Consider the following 7,812-nt stretch of genomic DNA (forward strand, 5'->3'; position numbering starts at 1 on the left):
AAAAACTCTTACACTCCTCACATGTGGCCATCTTAATTATCTTCCTCCTTTCTTAATTGAAATGAAATCTCCCGAAAACTCCCCATACCTTGAGTGTGAATGAGGAAAACTCAGGGACCTACATAACCAATTTATAATATTTGTACTGCAACCATAAAGTCAAGACATTTTTTACAACCACAGAGATCTCACGGAAAACTTTGCGGATGTAGTTACAGCCTGCATGAGAAATTTTCCCATTTTTTTATCTACGAGCTGTTCTAAGGGTAAGGCCTTCGGTTGAAACCCATCTTGCCTCTCCCTTACTTATATCCCACCGGCATGATCAGTATGGGATCATAAACTTTGCCGATACCCAGCACCTGCCGGACCAGATCATTATGAAAAGCGCCAACAATGCCAGCCGAAAGCCCCAGGGCCTCAGCCTGAAGAAAGATATTCTGTCCCACATGCCCGGCCTCGATGTAGGTATAGGAAATTCCTCTTTCTCCATATTTTCTGGTGCACCGCTCATATTCCCCTGTCACTATAAAGATGACAGGAGCCTCAGCCATCCAGTTCTGAAAAAGCGAAGCCCTAACAATCTCACGCCGGACTTCTCCATTCCTAACCTGGCTTATCTTATGGGTCTCTGAAATATAATGGTAAACACCCGCTTCCAGTCCTTCCACTCCCTTTTCCCCAATAGCTACCCAGATATCCAGCGGATATAGAGCACCGGCGGAGGGTACAGATTTATAGAGGCCGCCTCTATTAGTAATACCGTAAGCTGCCCAGAGAAGCTGGGAGAGTTGTCCCAGGTTCAGGGACTTAGTTTTAAAATGCCGGATGGTTCGTCGGGCCTTGATAGCCTCTTCCACAGACTTTTTCCCAGCAAAAAATGGCTTAGGAAGGCTAATATCTGTGCGGGTTTGAGCCAAAGCGACGAAGGGCAAGAGAAAGGTTATAAAAGGGATAAAAAGACTTTTCATCGCATTTCCTCACTTAGCTTGAGAGCTTGAAATTTGGATTCATCCGCGCTCAAAAATCTTTTGACGATTGAGCGCTCAAACATTGCCTTTGCGGACGCTTCGCTGCGACGGCATGGTGCCCGAAAAACATTTGATTAGCTCTCCTGAATCCAAATTTCATTATTTTTCAAAGGTCTCAGCTTCTGTTTATGAAAAGGTACTGACAATTATAGGCTAATTATTGTTCCGGGGGCAGCGCCCATGAACAAGGAAAACCTATCTGCTAACTAACCCGAAAAATTTTCCCTCAAATGCGTATTATACAGATGTCCAGCAAAAAGTCCAGCTCCGATGATTACTATAACAAGTTAAGTGCCTAAAGTGATCTAAAGTTTGAAGTGCCTAAAGTTATTCGAAATGGAAATTCCTATACTATAAAATTCCTATACTATATATTTCTCTTTCATCTTCCGGGATACTGGAAAGCTCAACACCTTAAGGGGTGGGACCTCGATAATCCATATTTAGGAGATGTCTGACTCCGGAAACCGGAAAGTTATTTACATATCATATTTTGTGAGTTATAATCACTTCCCTCTCGCGCTGCTTCGAGTAGTGTTTTTTGTTCGACCGGTGCTACCGGGGGAGGGGGTAGCAAACCATCTCTGCAGAGGGGGAAAGGCCTGATCATCACAGAATCGGATGTTGATCGGGCAATTGACGTCCTGGATGGGGTGACGGAGGACAGATGAAGAAAGATCTTTTAAGCGTTTATGATCTTCAAGTATTAGACTTTGAATTGATATTTGAAAGAACGCACAGGCTGAAAAAGATGCTCCGGGATGGGCACATCTATACACCTCTAAAGGGTAAGACCCTCGGGATGATCTTCGATAAACCGTCCACCAGGACGCGCATTTCTTTTGAGGTGGGGATGTACCAGCTTGGGGGAATGGCCTTGTTCCTCAGCAGCCGGGATACTCAGTCCGGCAGGGGTGAAATCATCGCCGATACTGCAAGGATTATGTCCAGGTATTTAGATGGTATTATGATCAGGACCTATTCCCAGAGTTCCGTTGAAGAGTTTGCCAGATATGCAACAATACCGGTGATAAACGGCTTGACAGACCTTCTCCATCCGTGTCAGATCTTGAGCGACCTTTTTACCATTATCGAGAAGAAGGGAAACTACGAAAATCTGAAGATTGCCTATGTCGGGGATGGGAATAATATTGCCAACTCCTGGATAGATGCCGCCGCCAGGCTTCCCTTTCACCTTGCCCTTGCCTGTCCGGAAGGATATGAACCTGATGCGGGTATCCTGGAGCGGGGAAAGAGAGAGGCGGAAAAGGGTATCACTCTCTATCGCAATCCCTTTGAAGCGGTACAGGATGCTGATGTTATTTACACCGATGTGTGGGCCAGTATGGGACAGGAGGCCGAACGGGAGGAGAGGGCAGGGGTATTGAAGGCGTATCAGATCAACAGGGAACTGCTGACCGGGGCGCAGAGAGATGTTATCGTTATGCACTGTCTTCCCGCCCATCGTGGAGAGGAGATAACGGCAGAGGTTATTGATGGTCCCCATTCGGTAGTTTTTGACCAGGCGGAAAATCGCCTGCACGTCCAGAAGGCGATTTTGGAAATTTTGCTCGCATAGATGTTCTCCTGATTAAGGAGAGGATTGAGATTGTGACTATGAAGGTAAAAAAGGTTGTCCTTGCCTATTCGGGAGGATTGGATACCTCGGTTATTTTAAGGTGGTTGCTCGAGACCTATAACTGTGAAGTGATCGCCTTCGTCGCTGATATCGGTCAGAAGGAGGAACTGGACGGTCTTAAAGGGAAGGCCATCGCTACCGGCGCCGGCAAGGTATATATTGAGGATTTACAGGAAGAGTTTGTCAGGGACTTTGTATTTCCTGCCCTGAGGGCCAATGCTTGCTATGAGGGCAGATACCTCCTCGGGACTTCCCTGGCCAGACCGCTCATTGCCAAAAGGCAGATCGAGATTGCCGCCGCAGAGGGGGCAGATGCCGTGGCCCATGGCGCCACGGGGAAGGGAAACGATCAGGTAAGGTTTGAGCTGAGTTACATGGCTTTAAACCCGGAGATCAGGATTATTTCCCCCTGGAGGGATGAGCATTGGAGCTTCGATTCGAGAAGGTCAATGATTGATTACGCCCGTAAATACAATATTCCTCTTTTGCTGACCGAAGAAAAACCTTACAGTAGCGATAGGAATCTCCTCCATATCTCTTATGAGGGGGGCATCCTTGAAGACCCCTGGGTGGAGCCGCAGGAGGATATGTTTGTCTTGACTGCCTCTCCCGAAGCGGCGCCCGATATTGCCACCTATGTAGAGGTCGCTTTTGAGAGGGGATTGCCTGTGGCGGTAGATGGGGAGAAGATGAGCCCGGCGAAGCTTCTGGACTATCTGAACCGGGTGGCGGGCGCCAACGGGATCGGCAGAGTGGACATGGTCGAGAATCGTTTTGTGGGGATGAAATCAAGGGGAGTTTATGAGACACCGGGGGGGACCGTTCTCTGGGCGGCCCACCGTGCGGTGGAGACGATTACCATGGATCGGGAGGTCATGCTGATGAGAGATTCTCTGATCCCTAAGTATGCTCAACTGGTCTATAACGGTTTCTGGTATTCGCCGGAGATGAAAATCCTGCAGAAATTTATTGACGAAACACAGGAGAACGTGAGGGGTACCGCCCGTTTGAAATTGTACAAGGGAAACTGTATCGTAGTCGGGAGGAAATCACCCCAATCCCTTTACATGGAGGATTTTGCCACCTTTGAGAAAGACAGGGTTTACAACCAGAAGGATGCCACGGGATTTATAAGACTCAATGCCCTCAGGCTGAAGATACAGGCGTTGCAGAAAAAGTAAAACAGAAAGTCGTATGTCATAAGTCGTATGTCATAAGTCGTAGGTCGTATGTCATAAGAAGTTACAGGTGTTGAAGAAAGGTTAACAGGGGGTAACTACTCAGGAGTTAGGAGCCAGAATGAAAAGGAAGCCCTGGGAGGGGAGGTTTCGCGAGCCGACGGATGAACAGGTAGAGGTGTTTACCGCCTCTGTTCATTTTGACAAACGTCTTGCCCCCTACGATATTGAGGGAAGTATTGCCCACGCAAAAATGCTGGCCAGGCAGCGTATCATCTCGAAAAAGGAAGAGAAGACCATTGTTGTTGGCCTGAAGAGCATTCTCGGGGATATTGAGAGGAGAGATTTTACCTTTCATCTTTCCGATGAAGATATCCATATGGCGATTGAAAGGGCCCTGATCGAGCGTGTGGGAGAAGTTGGGGGGAAACTCCACACGGGCAGGAGCAGGAATGATCAGGTATCTCTCGATGTGAGACTATACTTGAGAGATGAGATTCATCGGATACTGGATCTGGTAGCCGCACTGAAGTCATCACTGGTTGAACTGGCGAAGAGGGAGAGCCAGACCATCATGCCGGGTTACACCCATCTCCAGAAGGCTCAGCCGGTTCTTCTCTCCCATTACCTCCTGGCTTACTGGGAGATGCTGGATCGGGATGAGGCAAGATTGCGGGATGGTCTCGGGCGGGTAAATGTGATGCCCCTCGGCGCCGCCGCGCTGGCCGGTTCAGGTCTGCCGCTTGACAGGGAGTACATGGCCGGACTGCTGAGATTTCCCGACATATCCCGGAACAGCATGGATGCCGTTTCAGATCGGGATTTTGTTGCCGAGTTTATCTTTGCCGCCTCTCTTGTGATAATGCACCTGAGTCGCTTTTGTGAGGATCTTATCATCTGGTCTACCGAGGAGTTTAATTTTGTGGAGATCTCCGATGCCTTTACCACGGGGAGCAGTATCATGCCCCAGAAGAAGAATCCCGATGTTGCCGAGTTGATCAGGGGGAAAACAGGGCGTATCTACGGGAACCTGCTGGCCCTTTTAACGCTCCTGAAGGGTCTCCCCATGACCTACAACCGGGACCTTCAGGAAGATAAAGAACCCCTCTTTGATACGGTAGATACGGTGAGGGGATGCCTCCAGATCCTTACCGGAATGATCAAACATCTGAAGTTTAACAGGGCAAGGATGCGAGAGGAGGCTACTAAGGGATTCTCCACAGCCACCGATGTTGCCGATTATCTCGTGATACGAGGTGTTCCTTTCCGGGAATCCCACGGGATTGTGGGACGTCTTGTTGCCTACTGTATGGAAAAGAATAAAGGATTGTCAGACCTCACGATAAAAGAGTTCCGCCAGTTTTATAAGGAATTTAATGAGGACGTCTATAAGTGTCTCAAGGTGGAAAATGCAGTGAATGCGAGAAACACCCTCGGTGGTACCGCGGAAAAGATGGTCTTAGAGAGGATCGGGGAGATTGAGGGCGGGAAAGATGATAGTCGTAAGTCGTAAGACATAAGACTGATGGCTGGTGACTGATTTAAGATGATGAAGAAAGTAAACTGGTGGCATTCTTTTGCTATAATCACGATTTTCCTTCTCGTTGCGGTCTTTCAGGGATGCGGGAAGAAGGGAGACCCGATCCCTGATAAAGTTTTATTACCGAAGGCGATTTCTGACCTTGAGGCCCAACGTAGCGAGGAAGGGATCGTCCTTCGCTGGAGCGTGGAAGGATATGGAACTCTTGCCGGATTCAAGATCACAAGAAGCGAGGTGGGAGAAGTCTCCCGTAGCTGTCCGGGTTGTCCTCAGGAATATATTCTGCTTGCCGATCTTTCGCTTCCCGATCAGAAACTGACGAAGGAAGGGAATGGCACTTTTTCCTATATAGATTCAGCGATTGAGCCTGGCAGGCTTTATGCTTACCGCGTTATCGTCTGCAATACCTCTGGAGGCTGCAGTGAGGCATCGAATATCGCCCAAGTGAAATGAAAGTTTTGAAAAGCCGGGACCGTCGAGCAGCTTAAACATTTTTATGAATGAAACAATAATTTTCAGGGACAGGTAATTTAGCGATGCATGATTTTCACTACGTGGACAACGAACTCTGGTGCGAAGAGACGCCCATTCTCAGGATTGCCGGGGAGGTGGGAACGCCATTTTACCTCTACAGTTACAGGACCATGAGGAATCACTTCCGGGTCTTTGATGGCGCCTTTGCCGACATTCCCCATCTGGTCTGCTTTTCTGCCAAGTCCAATGGCAATATTGCCATTCTGAAGATATTTATCCGTGAAGGCTCTGGTGTGGATATTGTCTCCGGGGGTGAACTCTATCGAGCCATACGGGCGGGGGTGGATCCCGGAAAGGTTGTTTACTCTGGTGTTGGTAAGAGAATTGATGAGATAGAATGCGCACTCAAGTATGAGATCTTGTTGTTCAATGTGGAATCTTCCCAGGAACTTGAGGTGATCAACGAATGTGCCGGGAGGCTGGGAAAGAGGGCGGGTATCGCCCTGCGTGTAAACCCGGATGTTGACCCTCGCACCCATCCCCATATAGCGACCGGTCTTAGAGAAAATAAATTCGGCATCAGTATGGAGAGGTCGCGTGAGGAATATCTTCGGGTACAAAAGCTACCCCATTTAGATATTAAAGGGATCAGTTGCCACATCGGTTCCCAGGTGACCAAAATTTCTCCCTTCGCCGATACCCTTGATCGTTTAAAGAGAATTGTCCGGCTCCTTCAGGAAGATGGTATTGAGATCCGGTATTTCGACCTGGGAGGCGGTCTCGGTATTACGTATGACCGGGAGACTCCTCCCCATCCTTCCGAGTATGCAAGGGCCATTATTGAGGCATCTGCCGATATGGGTTGTACCCTTATCTTCGAGCCGGGGAGGGTCATTGTCGGCAATGCGGGGATACTGGTGACCAGAGTCCTTTATACCAAAGCTACGGAAGATAAGAATTTTATCATTGTTGATGCAGGCATGAACGATTTACTCCGTCCTGCCCTCTACGATTCTTATCACCACATCCAACCGGTAATACAACAGGGAAGGGGAGATATCCTTGCCGATGTGGTGGGTCCAATTTGCGAATCCGATGATTATCTGGCAAAGGGGAGAAGGATCCCCGGATTTGAGAGGGGGGAACTGATGGCCGTCATGAGCGCTGGTGCCTATGGATTCAGCATGTCGTCAAATTATAATGCGAGACCGAGGATACCGGAGGTCCTTGTCAGGGATGACCGGTTTTACGTGATCAGAAAAAGAGAGGGATATGCCGATCTGGTCAGGGGAGAGGAAGTGCCGGCATTTCTGATGACTGAATGTTAGACGACATTTCGCCTACAAAACAAACAGAGGAATAGAGAATGTCTGCTCCTTTAATAGAAATCTTTGAAGATGAAAAACTTGTAGGGAAAATCAAAAAACGCCTGCCTTATTTATTCCAACTTGCGGAACTGGAGAGTTCAAGAGCAGGCAAAACAGGAATGGAGGTTGGTTCGGTTCGTGAACGAATAATCGTTGCTTTGCTTGTTTATAAATTTGGTGAGGCGAATGTAGAAACAGAGATTCCTATCACCAGTCCTGAAGTGGATGTAAAATTATTTGGAGAGCCTGTATCCATTAAGACAATTACTGGCAAGGGTTTCGGAGGCGTCAAGTTGATATGGACTGTTGATGCTCAAAAAGCAAGAGAATTTCGTGAAAGCTATCATCCTCATTGTGATATTTTGCTTGTTCAAATCAACTGGAATGACTTTGGTGGATTTTATTATATCCCGTTAGAAGCCCAGAAAAGGCTTTTCGACAAAATGGGCAGACAGAATTACATCAAACTCCCTAAGGCAGGAACAAATCCCAGAGGCGTTGAGATTACTAAAGAGGCATTATCGACTTTAGTTGGAGATAGCGAATCAAAGAGCGTTACAATAAATTGGCAAAGAACAAGGAT

At 47.9% G+C, this 7,812-nt stretch carries 7 protein-coding genes; 6 read left to right on the forward strand and 1 reads right to left on the reverse strand.

The genetic code is table 11. The annotated features are described in order from the left end of the window. Positions 1–302: 302 nt before the first annotated feature. Positions 303–860 carry a SagB/ThcOx family dehydrogenase gene (locus QMD03_09585; protein MDI6777462.1) on the reverse strand — a complete coding sequence of 186 codons (558 nt, stop codon included), beginning with the start codon at positions 858–860 and terminating at the stop codon, positions 303–305. 838 nt (positions 861–1,698) lie between these two features. On the opposite strand from QMD03_09585, the gene argF reads away from it, so the two are divergent. The 6 genes from argF to QMD03_09615 all read left to right on the forward strand — a co-directional run. Further along, the gene (gene argF, locus QMD03_09590) at positions 1,699–2,610 is read left to right on the forward strand and encodes an ornithine carbamoyltransferase (protein MDI6777463.1); all 912 of its coding nucleotides are present in this window, start codon (positions 1,699–1,701) and stop codon (positions 2,608–2,610) included. Positions 2,611–2,648: 38 nt separating this feature from the next. Further along, entirely contained in the window at positions 2,649–3,851 is a 1,203-nt protein-coding gene (locus QMD03_09595) for an argininosuccinate synthase (GenBank protein MDI6777464.1), read from the forward strand. A 118-nt stretch (positions 3,852–3,969) separates the two neighbouring features. Next, positions 3,970–5,361: an argininosuccinate lyase gene (gene argH, locus QMD03_09600; GenBank protein ID MDI6777465.1), complete on the forward strand. Its 1,392-nt coding sequence runs from the start codon at positions 3,970–3,972 to the stop codon at positions 5,359–5,361. A 33-nt stretch (positions 5,362–5,394) separates the two neighbouring features. Then, entirely contained in the window at positions 5,395–5,841 is a 447-nt protein-coding gene (locus QMD03_09605; protein MDI6777466.1) for a hypothetical protein, read from the forward strand. An 83-nt stretch (positions 5,842–5,924) separates the two neighbouring features. After that, positions 5,925–7,190, forward strand: coding sequence for a diaminopimelate decarboxylase (gene lysA / locus QMD03_09610; protein MDI6777467.1), 1,266 nt, complete (start codon positions 5,925–5,927; stop codon positions 7,188–7,190). A gap of 38 nt (positions 7,191–7,228) precedes the next feature. Continuing rightward, positions 7,229–7,812, forward strand: a 584-nt coding sequence (locus QMD03_09615) for a ThaI family type II restriction endonuclease (protein MDI6777468.1), incomplete at its 3' end; no start/stop codon positions are given.

The organism is Syntrophales bacterium, assembly GCA_030018935.1.
Lineage (GTDB): Bacteria > Desulfobacterota > Syntrophia > Syntrophales > CG2-30-49-12 > CG2-30-49-12.